The sequence below is a fragment of the Flavobacterium sp. AC274 genome (assembly GCF_979258275.1).
Genome location: NZ_OZ409852.1, coordinates 2,381,392 through 2,397,375, shown reverse-complemented (window position 1 = coordinate 2,397,375; position 15,984 = coordinate 2,381,392). Strand labels below are relative to the sequence as shown.

Genomic DNA, 15,984 nt, shown 5'->3' with positions numbered 1-15,984 from the left:
TTTCATTTTCTAAGTAGGTTAAAATTAACACATTGTTGAAAAAATGATGCCGTTGGTTTAAATTTAACATTATTTGTGCCTTTTTATTTTTTTGAAACACTTAACAAATATATTTACGGTCTTCAAAAAACAATAAAATTAAAAAATTAACCTTATCACAATTATGAGTTCAGAAAATGTGCAAACTAAGTGGGGACAGTTTATTCCTCTAGTTATCGTATTCTTCTTTTGGGGTTTTGTCGCTGCAAGTAACGACATCTTGATTCCTGTTTTTAAAACAGCCTTCAACTTATCTCAAGGAGAAAGTCAATTAGTATCTTTAGCTTTTTATATCGCTTACACCGTAGGATCGCTAATATATATGGGAATCTCCGCTTTAATCAAAGAAGATTTAGTTAACAGAATAGGATATAAAAACGGTCTTTCATTAGGTTTACTTATTTCTGCTCTTGGAACTTTATTATTTTATCCGGCTGCAAATACAGGATCTTTTCCTTTAATGTTATCTGGATTATTCATTGTAGCACTTGGTTTTTCATTACAGCAAACAGTTGCAAACCCTTTAGCAATTGCTTTAGGACCAATTACAACAGGATCTCAACGTTTAACTTTAGCAGGTGGAATTAACAATCTGGGTACTACAATCGGACCACTTATTGTGAGTTTTGCAATCTTCGGATCAAGCACAGGATCATCTACTTTAAGTATCGAGAGTGTAAAAATTCCTTATTTAATACTTGGTTTAGCCTTTTTATTAGTGGCTATTTTATTAAAATTCTCTTCATTGCCAGACAGACCGGCTCTAATCGAAGAAGAAATTGCACATGATGGCACAACAGCAAAAAAATCTGCATTACAATATCCACAATTGGTAATGGGAATGATTGCTATATTTCTTTATGTTGGTGTTGAAGTTTCTACTGCAAGTAATTTACCTGCATACATGGAAAGCAAATTAGGGTTTTTAACTCAGGAAGTTGCTCCTTATATCTCTTTATATTGGGCAAGTTTAATGATTGGCCGTTGGACAGGAGCTATCGAAGCTTTTACTGATAAAGCCAGTTTACAACAAATATTACGTTTTGTAGCACCATATTTAGCGTTTGGAGTATTCTTGGCTGTAAATGCAATTGCAAAACACGATTTAACACCGTTTTACATCTACGGATTAATTATCTTAGTATTAATTGCTGCTGATATTGCAAGTAAAGGAAATCCTGCGAGAATGTTATTAATCTTCTCTGTTTTAGGAATTGTTGCTTTAGCAATAGGAATGTCGACTAATGGTATTGTGAGTGTTTACGCTTTTACAAGTGTTGGTCTATTCTGTAGTACGCTTTGGCCATGTATCTTTACATTAGCAGTAAGCGGATTAGGAAAAAATACAAGCCAGGGAAGCAGCTTCCTAATCATGATGATTATGGGTGGTGGAGTTATCAGCTGGTTACAAGGTTTTGTTTCTGAATTCATTGGTATTCAAGCAAGTTACATTGTAGGTATCTTATGTTTTGCTTACCTTGCATTTTATGCATGGAGCGTGAGCGGAATCCTTAGAAAACAAGGAATTAACTTTGACAAAAAACTTTCAGGAGGTCACTAAACTTCTTTAAATAACAATATAAAAAATCCCAAATTCCAATCTATAAAATTGGAATTTGGGATTTTTTATTTTACGATTACGTTTCATAAGCAAACCCGACAGTCCCGAAGCTTCGGAATAAAACCTGTCAGGTTTGTCGATAAAAAATTCCAGCCGAAATTGGAATTTGGAATTTATTTTTTGGAATTTAATTTTTTACTTCGCATTTATAATATTACTCAGATTCTTTTTAAAAATGGCTTTATTTTGTTCCGATAAAGTATATACGACATCTTTATCGGCATGAATAATCACTTTATCTATATTCGTTGCTAAAAGCGCTTTTGGATCCTTAATTTTTAATGTACAGGCACCATCAAAATAACCATCTTCTTCGATTGTTTTTTTGCAGCCAGAACAGTTCCGTCACTTAAAACAGCCGAAATTGTCATTGTACTATTTAATGTATTTGAATAAAAACCATCCATTACCAACAGTAATCGGTATGTATTTTTCATTTCCGGACCTCTAAACTCGTGACGTGTAATATTATAACGTAAACCTTTTGCCAAAGTCTGGAATTTTGAAGTACAATCTAATTCAAAAGTAGCCACATCTCCGGCTTCGTTTACAGATGTTAATACTTTTGCCTGGGAATTTGCAGTGATATTTACTGCCAAAAATGCGAAAATCAGAATAAGTTTTTTCATATGTCATTCTTTTTGAGACACATAAAGATAAAAAAATCACCATCTTTCTTACAAAAAATGGTGATTTTAATTATGTATTTAAGGCAAACTATTTGTTTCCTTTCTCAAAATCAGCAACAAACTGAGCTAATCCTATATCCGTTAAAGGGTGTTTCAACAATCCGTAAATTGCAGAAAGTGGTCCAGTCATAACATCAGCTCCAATTTTAGCGCAGTTTACAATATGCATTGTATGACGCACAGAAGCAGCTAAAATTTGAGTTTCGTATCCGTAGTTATCATAAACCAGTCTAATTTCTTCGATCAGGTTTAAACCGTCTGTAGAAACATCATCAAGACGACCAATAAATGGAGAAACATAAGTAGCTCCAGCTTTTGCAGCCAAAAGAGCCTGACCAACAGAAAATACAAGTGTTACATTTGTTTTGATTCCTTTATCTGAGAAATATTTCGCAGCCATAACACCTTCTTTTGTCATTGGCAATTTAACTACGATTTGATCATGTAATTCAGCTAATTCTTCACCTTCCTTAATCATTCCATCATAATCCAACGCATTTACCTCAGCACTTACATCGCCTTCTACAAGATTGCAGATGTCAACATAATGTTTCAGGATATTGTTTTTTCCTGTAATTCCTTCTTTCGCCATCAATGACGGGTTAGTCGTTACACCATCCAAAACACCTAAAGCCTGTGCTTCTTTAATTTGAGCTAAATTAGCTGTGTCAATAAAAAATTTCATAATTATATCTATTTAATTGTGTTGATTCTATTTGATGTCTTCGGCAACCGTAATCCGGTTTTTGCCGTTATCTTTTATTCTTTTTAATTCACAAAGAATGAGCCCTCTCACCTTACATAAATTTCGGTGCAAAATTACAACTTATAATTTTCCCAAAATTAAAATCTTAAAAATAATTCTACATTTCGATATTCCTCGTTATAATACCTTCATTAAAAAAGCGTATTTTTAAGGTCAAAATAAGTCCAAAAGTGCTAGAAGAGAATTTTCAACAAGACATTACTAATATCCAGAATATTACAATTGTACCAACTTTACTAAATGTAATATGCCAAACGACCGGAATGGGTTTTGCAGCCGTAGCAAGAGTTACAGAAGATCGCTGGATAACCTGCAGTGTTCAGGACAATGTTGCATTTGGTCTAAAACCCGGAGATGAATTACAAGTAAAAACCACAATTTGTGACGAAATTCGCCAGGACAGGAAAGCAGTAATAATTGACAATGTTAGTGAAGATCCTGAATTTCGTTATCATCATACTCCGGCAATGTATGGACTTCAAAGTTATATTTCGGTTCCGATTATGCTTAAAGACGGAAGTTTTTTTGGAACACTTTGTGCCATCGATCCCAAACCAAATAGCTTAAAAACATTCAAAGTCCGCGAAATGTTTAATTTGTTTGCCGATTTAATTTCCTTTCACATCACAAGTATTGAAGAAGCAAACGAAAGCAAAACGATTTTAAAAGAGAAAGACAATCTTCTGGAAAAAACCGAAATTGAAAAACAAAAAGCTGTAAAATCAAAATCAGACATTGAGAAAAAACTTATCGAAAAAAATATCTCTCTTGAAAAAATGAACAATGAGCTCGAGGCATTTAATTATATTTCGAGTCATGATTTACAGGAACCTTTGCGAAAAATTCAGCTTTTTACAGATACTATTGAACGTGAAGAACTAAATAATTTATCTGAAAAAGGCAAAACTGCATTCAATAAAATTAAGACTTCAGCTTTTAGAATGCAAAATCTAATTAACGACCTTTTAATTTATTCTAAAACAAAATTTGACGATAGAAAGTTTGTACTTAAAGACTTAAATGAAATTACCAGAGACGTTATCGAAGATCTTACAGATGAGTTTGAAAATAAAAATGTAGTTTTTGATATACACGGTTTAGGAAAACTTTCTGTAATAGAATTTCAATTCAGACAGCTTCTTTATAATTTGATTAATAATTCAATGAAATTTGCAAGTCCTGATCGAAATTTAATCATTACAATCTCATCAAAAATCACAAATGGAATACTCGAGAAACTTTCTCCTCTTACCAAATATTATCAAATAACCATTGCAGACAATGGCATTGGGTTTGATCAAACTTATAACGAAAAAATATTTGGACTTTTTCAGGCTTTACACACAAAGCCGATAAAAAGTACCGGAATAGGACTTACAATAGTCAAAAGGATTGTAGAAAACCATAACGGCTTTATTAGAGCAGAAGGAATTTTGAATCAAGGAGCAAAATTTGATATATTTATTCCTTTAGAATGAATAAGATAGCGTTTTTTTACCGCAAAGAACGCAAAGGTTTTTATCTAATTATACTTTCTAAAAACACAAAGTTCGCAAAGCTAAGTAAACACAAAGCTTTGCGAACTTTTTATTTATTCTAATAAAAACTAACTATAAAAAATCCTTGCGAGCTTTGCGGTTAATTTTTTCTCATTACAATTGAATAATTATAGTTTATAATGGTTCATTAGCATTTTTTCATACATTTTATCCGGAAGTGCACGTTTTAAAACAATCGAAAACTTCTGCATAAAAACGCCTACTTTATAATGCACTTTTGGCTTTTTTTGCTGAATAATTTTGTAAACTGCCTCAGCCATTTCATTCGGATTACTTCCAGCATCAACATGTTCGTTCATTGTTGCAAGTATATCTCCGTAAACTTTTTCGTAAGCAGAACCTGAAATAACCGGCGCATGATAACGTCCTGAAGCAATATTAGTAGCAAAATCTCCAGGTGCTACGTTGGTGATCTCAATTCCAAAAGACTTTACTTCCATTCTTAAAGCTTCGGTAATTAATTCTAAAGCCCCTTTTGATGCAGAATAAACACTTCTGTACGGCAATCCCATATAACCGGCAATTGAAGTAATATTAATAATCAAACCCGATTTTTGTTCACGCATTTGCGGTAAAACTGCTTTCATAACTTCTATTGGTCCAAAAAAATTGGTTTCGAAGTTATTCTTGATTTCTTCTGTCGGAATTTCTTCCAAAGGGCCTGTAATTCCAACTCCTGCATTATTAATTACAATATCCAATCGCCCGGAAGTTTGAATAATTTTGGCTACCGCCGATTTAATAGATTCGGTATTTCGAACATCTAAAGCCACGAGTGGAAAAACAGAATTCAACACTTTTTCAGGGTTTCGACTTGTTCCATAAACAACGAAACCTTTTTGATGCAAAAATTCTCCAATAGATTTCCCGATCCCTGAAGATCCTCCGGTAATTAAAACGACTTTATTCATTTTGAAAAGTTATGAGTTTTTAGTTATAAGTTATGAGTTGGTTCATTGAGGTAACTTTTAACCTCCTAATAACTTTTAACTTTACGAAGTCCCAAAAATAAAAAAATCCTCCAGAAGGAAGACTACTTTTAAATTAATTCTAAAAAAAAATCCTGAAACATTTCAGGACATATAAAATAAAAAATGGCAAGCGACCTACATCGCACCGCTCAACCACGTACCCTTGCTATGTTCCCATCCTGGGGGAGTCTGCAGGAGCTGGTCGTGTAGGACTTGCCGGTGCAAATATACAATCTTTTTATATTTTTGCAAGACCTTTGTTGCTATAAAAATATCGTCGTATATTGGCTTATTCAAATTTTTAACTATGAAAAAATATAACTTCCTAACTTTCATTTTATTAGGAATCACATTAATTGGATGTGGAGATACAAAAAAAGGTGAAAATTCTTTATTTAACATCGATGATTCCGCTTTTCCTGCTCATTTTTCGTCTCAGGAATCAGTTTCTATTGGAATTTTAAACCCCAATTCGAAAGAAATTGATAGTATCGCCTACTTTGTTAATGACAAAAAAGTGGGTAGCAAAAAAGGAAATGAAAAATTTAAATTTGAATTAAAAGATCAAAAATTAGGATATCAATATCTAAAAGCTACCGTTTATTTTGGTGGAGATTCATCTGATGCTACAAAAAGAATCGAATTGGTTTCGAATGTTGAACCAAAATTATTGAAATATAAAATCGTAAATACGTATCCGCACGATACAAAAGCTTTTACAGAAGGTTTAGAATTTCACGACGGTGTTTTATTTGAAAGTACAGGTCAAAAAGCAGATTCATATTTTAGATCTGTTGATTACAAAACCGGAAAGGTGATTCAGCAAGTTGATCTTCCAAAAGAATATTTTGGTGAAGGAATTACTTTTATCAACGGAAAATTGTATCAATTGACATGGCAGGAAAAAACTGGTTTTATATACGATGCAAAAACGCTTAAACTGGAAAAAACGTTTAAATACGATAAAGAAATTGAAGGTTGGGGAATGACACACGATGATAAATACATTTATCGCTCTGACGGAACAGAGAAAATCTGGAAAATGGATCCTGAAACCCAAAAAATGATTGACTACATTAATGTATATTCCGGAACTTCAAAAATTAAAGTTTTGAATGAACTAGAATTAATCGATGGAAAATTCTATGCAAATGTTTGGCAAAAAGATGCGATTGCGGTTGTAAATCCAACTTCGGGAGCTGTTGAAGGAATTCTGGACATGTCTGGTTTACGTAAATTTATCAAACATCCTGAAGCAGAAGTTTTAAACGGAATTGCTTATAATCCTGCAACAAAAACCATTTTTGTAACAGGTAAATATTGGGAAAAAATGTTCGAAATAACAGTTTCAGAATAGGATTACACATAGAGACAAACACGAATTTCACAAATTTTCACGAATTGATTAGTGTTAATTTGTGAAATTTGCGTTTTTATATAATTACTACACTAATTAAATTTCTTAATAATGATTACTTTAATTACCAACATAAAAGAATTACTTCAGGTGCGTGAAACGTCTGTTTCTAAGATTTCGGGTGCTGAAATGGCGGTTCTTCCCACTATAGAAAATGCTTATTTAGTAATTGAAAATAATCTAATTGCAGATTTTGGTTTGATGGAAAATCTTCCCGAAATCAATGCAGATGAAGTTATTGATGCAACCGGAAAAATCGTTTTGCCTTCATGGTGCGACAGCCATACGCATATTGTGTATGCAGGAAATCGCGAGCAGGAATTTGTAGACCGAATCAATGGATTCTCTTATGAAGAAATTGCCAATCGCGGTGGCGGAATTTTAAACTCTGCTAAAAAATTAAACGAAACTTCGGAAGAAGAAATTTACGAGCAATCAAAAGTTCGTTTGGAAGAAGTGATGCATTTAGGAACCGGAGCGGTTGAAATAAAATCCGGTTACGGACTTACTATTGAAGGTGAGTTAAAAATGCTTCGCGTTATCAAAAAACTGGCCGCAAATTATCCTATTTCAATAAAAGCAACATTTTTGGGCGCTCATGCATTTCCTTTATATTACAAAGAAAACAAACAAGGCTATATTGATGAAATTATAACCAAAATGCTTCCGGAAATTGCTCAAAATAAACTGGCAGATTATATCGATGTATTTTGCGAAACGGGTTATTTTTCTGTAGAAGAAACAGAGAAAATAATGGAAGCCGGAATTCAATTCGGCTTAAAGCCAAAAATTCATGTGAATCAATTTAATTCTATTGGCGGGATTCAGGCCGGAATTAAATTTAATGCACTTTCTGTCGATCATCTTGAAGTTATGAACCCGGAAGACATTGAAGCCTTAAAAGACACGGAAACGATGCCTGTAGCTTTACCGTCCTGTTCTTATTTTTTAAGTATTCCGTACACTCCTGCCCGCGAAATGATAAAGGCCGGTTTACCACTTGCATTGGCAACTGATTTCAACCCTGGCTCTACTCCATCGGGAAATATGAATTTTGTGGTGGCAACCGCTTGTATCAAAATGAAAATGACTCCCGAAGAAGCAATTAACGCAGCAACAATAAATGGCGCATACGCAATGGGAATTTCTGAAACCCATGGAAGTATTACAAAAGGGAAAAAGCCAATCTTATCCTCACTAAGCCTATTTCATCTTATTATCAGATTCCATATGCGTTTGGCAGTAATTTAATAGAAAGCGTTTTTGTGGAAGGTAAAATTTTGTAAAGACAATTTATAAGTTAAAAAATACATAAAAATCTTACAATAAATATTTTAAGTGAAAGAATTGTCTATATTTACAAATCAGATTTTTTAAATATGGAAATGTTAGTTCACATAATAGATTTAGGCAAATTTGGTTTAAAACAAAGTGTTTTAAGTACAAAAATAAGCTTGTATTCGAACAAGAACATTTCTCTATTATCTTCTTATAAATTAAAAATCTTCCCGAATTGTTAAGCACAGCGAGTGTGCTTAATAAAATCCTATAAAACTTTTTTAAATATGCTATTCAATCTTTATTGGATAATGGCTACTCGCTATAAAGTTTTTTTATTACGAATAAATTATAGGATCGGCTTTACACTATTTTTCAATAATTAAAACAAGAAGATCATGGCAAAGGTTAATAATTTAAAAACTCCGTCGACAGATTTAAAAGCAAAAAAACAAGAGAAAATTTTAAAAAAGCTGGAAGAACAGCAAACCAGAAAAAGAAAATAGATATTAAATTATTGTGATTTTTAATTTAATAAAAAAGGTCTGTGAATTTCTTCACAGACCTTTTACTTTTATTTCAAATAATTCTTATCTTAAAGAAAAACTAGTTTTAGAAACTAATTCGTCATTATCAAAAACATTGATAAAATAAGTTCCTTTTTCGAAGTCTTTACCTGGTAAATCTTCAGAAACCTGTACAGTTTTGTTTTCGTACTGAATTGTTTTCTTGAAGCTGTAAGTTAAAGTATTGTCTCCAAAACTTTCTGTTTTCTTATCTCCTAAAACATTGTTTTTAGCATCGATAACCTGAATATAGTACGTTTTATCTCCAGATTTTGCAATTTGATTTTCAGCAATAGTAAAACTTACTTTTAAAACGTCAGCACGGCTTGCTTTATCAGTTTCAATTTGCTTTCCTGAGCTTTTCAATTTGTAAGCTGCAGTTTTTGTATTCAAAATTGATAATTTAGACCCTTTTTCAACTGTTTTAGCCAATTCTTCGTTTTGACCAACTAAAACTTCGTTGAATTTTTTAGATTCTCCTAAAACTACAATAGTACTATCTCTCTGAACTGTTAAAACACCATTTTGTTTTTTCAATTCATCGTTTTCAGCAACTAAAGTTTTCATTTTAGCCTGCATGCCTACAACTTGATTTCTGTATTTAGATACATCTCCTTTAGATTTATTTAAATCATCCATCAAAGCTACTACTTTATCTCTTTCCTGAATTAATTCATCAGACATTGAAGTGTTTTCTGCAATTGCAGCATCGTAAGTTGCTTTTAATTCCTGCAAATCTTTCATAACAGATTCTTTCTCTGTTAGAGTTGTGGTAAGTTCAGTTTTAACTACATCTGTATCAGATGATAATTTAAAAATATACACTAAACTTCCAATTAGTAGTACTGCTAAAACAGCGATTACCGCCTTTAGACTTGAGTTGTTTTTGTTTGGGTTTTCCATATTTTAATAATTTTCTTAAAAACAAATTTAATAATTAATATATCGTTATAACGTAAGTTACTACAATTATATTATTTTTGAACAATATTTTTTTATGGAGAAACTAATCCCATTTACTATTAATGATTTAGCTAAAGTAACCAACCATCGAAGTGGTGAAATTAAGTTTGGAGAAAAGATGATTATCATTCCAAATGGAGTTGATAAGGTCAATTTTTTGAAAGAGAGCGAAGCTAAATATGTACTTTTAGGAATTCCTGAAGACATTGGCGTGCGTGCTAATTACGGAAGACCCGGAACGGCATCTGCATGGGAAAGTGCCATAAAAAGCATTGCAAATATTCAGCATAACCGTTTTGCCAAAGGCAGCCAGATTATTGTTTTAGGACAAATTAATGTTTCTGCAGAAATGCGTGATGTTGAAAATCTTGATTTTAATGATATTGATGACCGCTCAAAATTAAGTCAGCTTGTTGAAAAAGTTGACAAAGAAGTTTCTCATATTATCTTTACTATAATAAAGGCCGGAAAAACGCCAATTATAATTGGAGGAGGCCACAATAATGCTTACGGAAATATTAAAGGTTCGGCTTTAGCAAAAGGAAAACCAATAAATGCTATTAATTTTGACGCACATTCAGATTTCAGGATTCTTGAAGGCCGTCATAGCGGAAATGGGTTCTCTTATGCATATGAAGAAGGTTTCCTGAAAAAATATTTCATTTTTGGACTTCATGAAAATTATACTTCAAAAAGTGTTCTCGATATAATTAAAAAATTAGAAGATCGTGTACGCTACAATACTTATGATAGTGTAAATATTCGCAAAGAAAAAGATTTCGACAGAGAAATGGCTTTGGCTTTAGAATTTATCAAAACAGATTCATTTGGGATCGAGATAGATCTGGACGCGATTCCGAATATTGCCAGTAGCGCCATGACAATCAGCGGGTTTTCGATAGAAGAATTACGTCAGTTTGTTTCATTTTTCGGACAGCACAGAAATGCCGCCTATTTACACATTTGCGAAGGCGCGCCAGACTTAGATCAATCGCCAAATAATCATCTTATTGGAAAATTAATTGGTTATTTAATTACTGATTTCATAAAAGCAAACAACGAAAAAATTTAACTTATACCAGCTGAAAATTAGATCATTTGCCAAATAAACCCCAATTCAAACAGACCATTGGCTGAATAAACCTATCTTTGCACAGATTTTTAGTACTTAAAACTAAATTTCTTAATACCTAAGATATGTTATTTGAAGATTTATCACTTTCCAAAAGTATACAAAAAGCCGTATTTGAAGAAGGCTATTTAAACCCCACACCTATTCAGGAGCAATCTATTCCGATCGTTTTGGCCGGAAGAGACCTTATTGGCTGTGCACAAACAGGAACAGGAAAAACAGCAGCATTTGCTATTCCAATCATACACCAATTACACCGAATTGTAGGCTCATCAAAAAAAGCCAAGGTAATTCGTGCCCTTATAGTTACGCCAACCCGTGAACTTGCGGTTCAGATTGGGCAAAGTTTTGACACTTATGCCAAATATACCAACCTGACGCAACTGACCATTTTTGGTGGAGTTTCTCAAAATCCCCAAGTTGATACTTTGAAAAAAGGTGTTGATATTTTGGTCGCAACCCCGGGAAGATTACTGGATTTACAGAAACAAGGTTTTCTTGATCTTGATCATTTGCATACTTTAGTTTTGGATGAAGCCGATCAAATGCTTGATATGGGTTTTATCAATGATGTAAAAAAGATTGTAAAACTAACGCCTAAAAATCGTCAGACTTTATTATTCTCGGCTACAATGCCTATTGCAATTAGAGAATTGGCCGAAATGTTTTTGCAGGATCCTGCAAAAGTAGAAGTTTCGCCTGTTTCATCAACTGCAGAAAATGTAGAGCAGCGTGTGTATTTTGTTGAAAAAACAGAGAAAAGAAATTTACTTTATCATTTAATAAAAAACGAAAACTTATCGAATGTTTTGGTTTTTTCGAGAACCAAACACGGAGCTGATAATGTTGTAAAAGCATTGCGCAAAAAAGATATCCCTGCAGAAGCAATTCACGGCGATAAATCTCAAAATGCAAGACAACGTGTTTTGGATGCTTTTAAAAATAAAGAAGTTGGTGTTCTTGTTGCTACAGATATCGCCGCAAGAGGAATTGATATTGATCAATTGCCTTTTGTAATTAATTTTGATTTGCCGAATATTCCTGAAACTTACGTACACCGAATTGGTAGAACGGGACGTGCAGGAAATGGCGGAATCGCAATTTCATTTTGCAGTAAAGATGAACATCCTTATTGGAAAGATATTCAGAAATTGATAAAAGTTGATGTAAAAACAATTACAGATCATCCTTATCAATGGCACGCAGGAAGTCCTGAAGCAACTGCTGAGAAACCTAAAAACTCAAACCGCAGTGGTGGCGCTCATAAATCGAGAAAGTCAAACGCATCCAAACAAAATAAAAAGCGCTGGTATTAGGAGATAAAATTCAAACACGAATTTCACGAATTTACACTAATTATTACTTTGTGAAATTAATTTCACAAAGTAACTTAACTATTAGAATTTGTGTAAATTAGTGAAATTCGTGTTTTTAACATCCTACGTTTTTTGTTTCATAGATTAAGTAATTCATAATCTTAAAGAGTTTTACAGGCTCAAAAGGTTTTATGATAATATCATTCATGCCCGAAGATATTGCTTCATCTGTAATTTCATCTTTATCAAAAGCTGTTAAGGCAACAATAGGAGTCTTTATTCCTGATTGGCGGATTCTTTTTGTGGTTTCAAATCCATTCATTAATGGCATGTTTATATCCATCAAAATAAGATCAAAATCTTCGTTTTCGAGTATTTGCAAAGCCCCAAAACCATCATCAACCACTTTGCATATATAATTATTTTTTTCAATAATTTTTCTGGTCACTAATTGATTGATAAGATTATCTTCGACAATTAAAATTTTATATATTTCATCAGAAGTTAAATCAACCTGAATTTCATCAATAATATCCTTTGTTTTTGCCGGATTACATTCAAAAGGAATGGTGAACGAAAATGCAGTCCCTTCACCTATATCACTTTGCAAAAGTATCGTTGTTCCAAAAAGTCCTAATAATCTTTTTACAATACTTAAACCCAATCCTGTTCCCTGATAATCTTCGTCTTTTCTTCCAACCTGAACGAATTTTTCAAAAATCTTGCCTTGGTCAGCAATGGCTATTCCTACTCCATTATCTTTTATATGAAATTCTAAATAATGGTATTTCCCTTCTGTTTTTTTAAGGTTTACGATAATTTCAACTTCACCATCTTTAGTAAATTTCAAGGCATTACTAACTAAATTCATCAGTATTTGAGCCAATCTTAATTTATCTCCAATTAAATACTCCGGAATGTCCCGGTCAATGCTGACTGAAATTTTATTATTGTTTTTTTGCGATAAAAACGAAAGTGAGTTTTTGATCATTGCAATTTCATCAGAAATATTAAATGTCAGGTTCTCCAAAACGACTTTGTTTTCTTCTATTTTATTAATTTGAAGAATATCATTTACCAACGATAATAAATATCTGGCAGAGAATTTTAAGGAACTCAAATGCTGACTGTTTGATAATTCTTTATGTTCTTCGAGCAGCATATTTGTTATTCCCACGACTCCATACAAAGGCGTACGCAATTCGTGGCTTATAGTAGAAATAAATTGTGTTTTAAGTAAAGATGCTTCTTCGGCAATTTCTTTGGCTTGTAAAAGCTCTAAATTGTGTTTTTTCTTGTATCGGATATTTTTGATCAGCGTAATAATCAGTAAAAGGAGAATAAACGAAATTACGATAAACAAAATAACAATAAGTCTCGATTTTTTCAGGCTCTGATATTGTGATATTTTTTCGTTTTCAATTTTATCAATCTGTCTTTTGTATTCGTCCAATTCGAGATTAAATCCGGCAATAGAAGCCTTTTTTAATTTCTCTTCATTATATAATTCTTCGGTAATTTTATTAAATGCAGAAAGATTTTCATAAGCTTCCTTGTATTTTTCAATTTTGGTTAAGAACTTAGAATATTCTAAATGACTATATGACAAATCTGATTTTTCTACACTATTTTTACCCGCTTCGATCGCTTTTAAAAAGTAGGCATTTGCAGTATCATTATCTTCCTTATAACTGGAATACATGCCGTTAAGCATATTTACAACCACATCTGTAGATTCGTCGCCGTATTTTTTTATTAGCGTCGATATATTTCAAATACGGATATCCTTCTTTAAAATTACCATAATCAAAATTAGCCCAGGCAATATTTACGTTTGTAAAATATACCTGATTCAAATCATTGATTTTTAAACCATATGCAATTGATTTTTTATAATACCGAATTCCTTTATCAAATTGTTTTCTTTCAAAACAATATATATTCCCTAAGTTATTGTAAAGACTGTATTTTATAGAATCGTTATTGGTTTTATTAGCGTAAAACAAACTTTTGTTGTAGAAAAAATAGCTTTATCAAACTCTGATAATTCGCTATAATTTCCTGCAATGATTTTATACGAACGAGCAATTAAGTAGTCGTTTTTTAGAGCTGTTGCATAATTTAAAGCTACACGGGAAGTAATTAAGGATTTTTCGAAATTAGAATCTTTATAATCGAACCAGGCCTGTTTTACAAGTTTGTTTATCTTGTCTTCAGAAATAATTTCAGATTGTGCAATCGCCAAATTGTCAGCACAATTCAGAATTAAAAGTAGGGTTAAAAAAATGCGTATTTGGGGCATAAATAGGCTAGTTTCATTCAAATATACGTTTAAAAATAAAAAAAGCTGTATTTCAAATAAAAATACAGCTTTTTTCTTATTTTAAATATTCTAAAAAAACTATAACGTTTTTCTCAAGAAGAAAATTTAGTTTTCAGAAACAATATCAGATTCTTTATCGTTCTCCCATTGTCCCACAACTGAAGTTGCCAAAGCATTTCCTAAAACATTGGTTGCACTTCTAAACATGTCACAAAAGTGATCAATTGGCAATATTAATGCAATTCCTTCAATAGGAATATCAAACATACCACAAGTTGCCGCTACTACGACCAAACTTGCTCTTGGCACACCTGCAATACCTTTACTGGTTAACATTAAAACTAAAAGCATTACCATTTGAGTTCCCAGATCTAAATGAACACCATAAAATTGTGCGATAAAAATACTGGCAAAAGTCATGTACATCATACTTCCATCCAGGTTAAACGAATATCCTAGCGGTAACATAAAAGATACGATTCTGTCTTTTACACCAAAACTTTCTAACTCTTCTGTTAATTTAGGAAAAACGGCTTCACTGCTTGTTGTTCCAAAGGCAATTGCCAACGGGCCAACAATACGTTTTAATAGTTCTGTCATTCTTCCTTTTAGGAAAATATACCCCACAGCAATTAAAACAGCCCATAAAGTACTTATACCTATTAAAAATGATCCGAAAAATTTAAAGTACGTAATCACTAATTCTTCTGTATCTCTAATTGCAAAAACTCCTGCAATGGCACCAAAAACCCCTATTGGAGCAAAGTTCATTACATAATTTACCATTTTTAAAACAATATGCGAAACTTTATCCAGAGCATTTATAACCGGCTTTACAGTATTTCCTAAAGATGCAGCGGCTAATCCAAAAAAGATAGAAAATATTACTATCTGCAAGATTTCATTTGTTGCCAATGCTTCAAAAATACTTTTAGGAACAATATGTTCTACAAAATTATCAAAAGATAACGTTTTTGTTTTACCGGTTACTTCTGAAGCAGAAGCCATATCAATATGCTCTAATTTTATACCAACTCCCGGCTCTAATACATTTACATAAAATAACCCAATTAGTAATGATATAAACGAAGCAGTAAAAAACCATGCTAATGCTTTTCCTCCAACTCTTCCAACTGTTTTTATATCTCCCAGTTTGGCAATACCAACTACTAAAGTAGTAAATACTAAAGGCGAAATGATCATTTGTACCAATCGGATAAAAATGGTAGCTAACATTTTTATTTTACTACTAAATGATTGTGCTGCCTCAGGTGAAATCGAATTGTGCAATATAATTCCGAGAATAGCCCCAAGAATCATTGCAACTATAATTTGACCTGTTAA

At 32.5% G+C, this 15,984-nt stretch carries 13 protein-coding genes, 1 other RNA gene and 1 pseudogene; 6 read left to right on the top strand and 9 right to left on the bottom strand.

Going from position 1 to position 15,984, the window contains the following annotated elements; genetic code table 11:
* Positions 1 to 163 precede the first annotated feature (163 nt).
* Complete coding sequence (locus ACZZZT_RS11195; protein WP_463460411.1) at positions 164 to 1,600, top strand: MFS transporter; 1,437 nt, start codon at positions 164 to 166, stop codon at positions 1,598 to 1,600.
* Positions 1,601 to 1,938: 338 nt separating this feature from the next.
* Here the strand turns inward: ACZZZT_RS11195 and ACZZZT_RS11190 are convergent, their stop codons facing one another.
* Together ACZZZT_RS11190 and fsa are read right to left on the bottom strand one after the other, a co-directional pair.
* Positions 1,939 to 2,289, bottom strand: a complete 351-nt coding sequence (locus ACZZZT_RS11190; RefSeq protein WP_463460410.1) for a hypothetical protein — start codon at positions 2,287 to 2,289, stop codon at positions 1,939 to 1,941.
* Between the two features lie 88 nt (positions 2,290 to 2,377).
* Entirely contained in the window at positions 2,378 to 3,034 is a 657-nt protein-coding gene (gene fsa / locus ACZZZT_RS11185) for a fructose-6-phosphate aldolase (RefSeq protein WP_042565033.1), read from the bottom strand.
* A 251-nt stretch (positions 3,035 to 3,285) separates the two neighbouring features.
* Between fsa and ACZZZT_RS11180 the strand changes: the two genes are divergently transcribed.
* A complete protein-coding gene (locus tag ACZZZT_RS11180) occupies positions 3,286 to 4,593 on the top strand; it encodes a GAF domain-containing sensor histidine kinase (RefSeq protein ID WP_463460409.1) in 1,308 nt (435 codons plus the stop codon).
* Positions 4,594 to 4,781: 188 nt separating this feature from the next.
* Here the strand turns inward: ACZZZT_RS11180 and ACZZZT_RS11175 are convergent, their stop codons facing one another.
* Together ACZZZT_RS11175 and ffs are read right to left on the bottom strand one after the other, a co-directional pair.
* Complete coding sequence (locus ACZZZT_RS11175) at positions 4,782 to 5,585, bottom strand: SDR family oxidoreductase (protein ID WP_463460408.1); 804 nt, start codon at positions 5,583 to 5,585, stop codon at positions 4,782 to 4,784.
* 181 nt (positions 5,586 to 5,766) lie between these two features.
* Positions 5,767 to 5,864: signal recognition particle sRNA small type (gene ffs / locus ACZZZT_RS11170), an RNA gene on the bottom strand.
* 88 nt (positions 5,865 to 5,952) lie between these two features.
* On the opposite strand from ffs, the gene ACZZZT_RS11165 reads away from it, so the two are divergent.
* Together ACZZZT_RS11165 and hutI are read left to right on the top strand one after the other, a co-directional pair.
* Positions 5,953 to 7,002 (top strand): glutaminyl-peptide cyclotransferase, encoded by a 1,050-nt coding sequence (locus ACZZZT_RS11165; RefSeq protein ID WP_463460407.1) that lies wholly within the window; start codon positions 5,953 to 5,955, stop codon positions 7,000 to 7,002.
* Between the two features lie 111 nt (positions 7,003 to 7,113).
* Positions 7,114 to 8,348 (top strand): annotated as a pseudogene (gene hutI, locus ACZZZT_RS11160) (imidazolonepropionase).
* A 582-nt stretch (positions 8,349 to 8,930) separates the two neighbouring features.
* Here hutI and ACZZZT_RS11155 read toward each other — a convergent pair.
* Positions 8,931 to 9,809: a hypothetical protein gene (locus ACZZZT_RS11155; RefSeq protein ID WP_042565038.1), complete on the bottom strand. Its 879-nt coding sequence runs from the start codon at positions 9,807 to 9,809 to the stop codon at positions 8,931 to 8,933.
* A 94-nt stretch (positions 9,810 to 9,903) separates the two neighbouring features.
* Here ACZZZT_RS11155 and ACZZZT_RS11150 point away from each other — a divergent pair, with 94 nt between their 5' ends.
* Together ACZZZT_RS11150 and ACZZZT_RS11145 are read left to right on the top strand one after the other, a co-directional pair.
* The gene (locus ACZZZT_RS11150) at positions 9,904 to 10,941 is read left to right on the top strand and encodes a formimidoylglutamase (RefSeq protein ID WP_042565039.1); all 1,038 of its coding nucleotides are present in this window, start codon (positions 9,904 to 9,906) and stop codon (positions 10,939 to 10,941) included.
* Positions 10,942 to 11,066: 125 nt separating this feature from the next.
* Positions 11,067 to 12,317: a DEAD/DEAH box helicase gene (locus tag ACZZZT_RS11145; RefSeq protein ID WP_042565040.1), complete on the top strand. Its 1,251-nt coding sequence runs from the start codon at positions 11,067 to 11,069 to the stop codon at positions 12,315 to 12,317.
* Between the two features lie 115 nt (positions 12,318 to 12,432).
* On the opposite strand, the gene ACZZZT_RS11140 is transcribed toward ACZZZT_RS11145, so the two are convergent.
* From ACZZZT_RS11140 to ACZZZT_RS11125, 4 genes are all read right to left on the bottom strand, one after another.
* Complete coding sequence (locus ACZZZT_RS11140) at positions 12,433 to 14,019, bottom strand: response regulator (RefSeq protein ID WP_463460406.1); 1,587 nt, start codon at positions 14,017 to 14,019, stop codon at positions 12,433 to 12,435.
* Between the two features lie 4 nt (positions 14,020 to 14,023).
* On the bottom strand, positions 14,024 to 14,323 hold the full coding sequence (locus ACZZZT_RS11135) for a hypothetical protein (RefSeq protein WP_463460405.1): 300 nt from the start codon (positions 14,321 to 14,323) through the stop codon (positions 14,024 to 14,026).
* The gene (locus tag ACZZZT_RS11130; RefSeq protein ID WP_463460404.1) at positions 14,287 to 14,619 is read right to left on the bottom strand and encodes a hypothetical protein; all 333 of its coding nucleotides are present in this window, start codon (positions 14,617 to 14,619) and stop codon (positions 14,287 to 14,289) included. The genes ACZZZT_RS11135 and ACZZZT_RS11130 overlap by 37 nt, the downstream gene beginning before the upstream one ends.
* 126 nt (positions 14,620 to 14,745) lie before the next feature.
* On the bottom strand, positions 14,746 to 15,960 hold the full coding sequence (locus ACZZZT_RS11125; protein WP_463460403.1) for a dicarboxylate/amino acid:cation symporter: 1,215 nt from the start codon (positions 15,958 to 15,960) through the stop codon (positions 14,746 to 14,748).
* Positions 15,961 to 15,984 lie beyond the last annotated feature (24 nt).